Here is a 1,113-nt window from a genome sequence, read left to right as displayed (position 1 = left end):
CCACCGGCCCCAGCGGTTCGGGGGTGGGATAGCGGCGGGTCGTCGGGATCTCCTCCTGGCCGGGTTCGGCCTGGACGCCGTGCTCGGGGTTTGGCCCGTCCGCGCGCACCGCCGCCCGGATCGCGCGTCCCACTTCGTCGTCCTGGGACCGCGCGCCGGATTCGGCGGCGAGCGCGGGGAGTTCGTCGATCAGGGCCGGGATGTCGCGCGGCCGGACCGCCGCGCGCAGCACCGAGCGCAACTCCCGGACCGGGGATTCGGCGGACTCGACGCCGTGCTCGCGCAGCCAGTCGCGCACCTCGGCGAGGGGGAACAGCGGGCGGGCTTCGCTTCCGCCTGTGGGAGAGGGAAAGTCGGGGTGCCTGCGCCGCCAGTTGCTGACGGTCGCGCGGGTGACGCCGGCCAGCCGGGAGATGTCCGCGGCCGTGACCTGTGGGGCCTCGTGCACTACCCCTCCTTTCGTCTCGCCCCAGCTTTCACTGAGTACCCGCGACTGTCAATCACATCGCTCTGTGTTGACAATGTTTTCGTATCAATCTACGTTAAGCATCGTTCGATTTCCTGAAAACATTGTTCAGCGACACGATGGGAGTGACGTTATGCCGAGCCACCGACACGATCGGGCCCGTGCGCATCGCGCGGGCGGCCGCATCACCCTCGGCTGCGGCGACGACCTGCGCAAACGTTCGGCCGGGGTGCCGACGACCCGCTGCGTCAACGGTGGCAAGCGGCGCTATTTCACCCGCGGCGACGCCGAACTCGCCCTCTCCGGGGTCGACCACGACGACCCGCGCCGCCGAGAACAGCGCTGTTACCGCTGCCCGGCCTGCCACGGCTGGCACCTCACCAGCCAGTCGCTCGCGGAGTACACGGCCGCCCTCTCGGAGAGCACGCCAGGCGAGGGCGCCGGGCCGGCAACCCCGGCTCCCGCCCGCACGCCCCGCACCTTCGCCCACATCACCGCGGGCCCCGCACCGAGTCCCGCCGATGTGGCCGCCCGCGCCAGGCCGCGACCCGCACCCGAGCCGCGCCGCGCACCGGCCGCCCCATCCGGTTTGGGCGACCGGGTGCCCGCCCTGCAGCCCCGCCCGCGCGCCCCCCTCACCCGCCCCG

General features: G+C 72.9%; 1 protein-coding gene and 1 pseudogene. One reads left to right on the top strand and one right to left on the bottom strand.

Annotated features, from left to right (window positions below; translation table 11 throughout):
- On the bottom strand, positions 1-448 hold a 448-nt coding region (locus tag QH283_RS14040), incomplete at its 3' end, for a helix-turn-helix transcriptional regulator (protein WP_432420727.1).
- A gap of 151 nt (positions 449-599) precedes the next feature.
- On the opposite strand from QH283_RS14040, the pseudogene QH283_RS14035 reads away from it, so the two are divergent.
- Positions 600-1,113 (top strand): annotated as a pseudogene (locus QH283_RS14035) (hypothetical protein); the annotation flags it as partial.

The organism is Nocardia farcinica (genome assembly GCF_029867845.1).
GTDB lineage: Bacteria > Actinomycetota > Actinomycetes > Mycobacteriales > Mycobacteriaceae > Nocardia > Nocardia farcinica_A.
The sequence above is the reverse complement of the archived record's forward strand: the minus strand, read 5'-3'. Positions and strand labels throughout refer to the sequence as shown.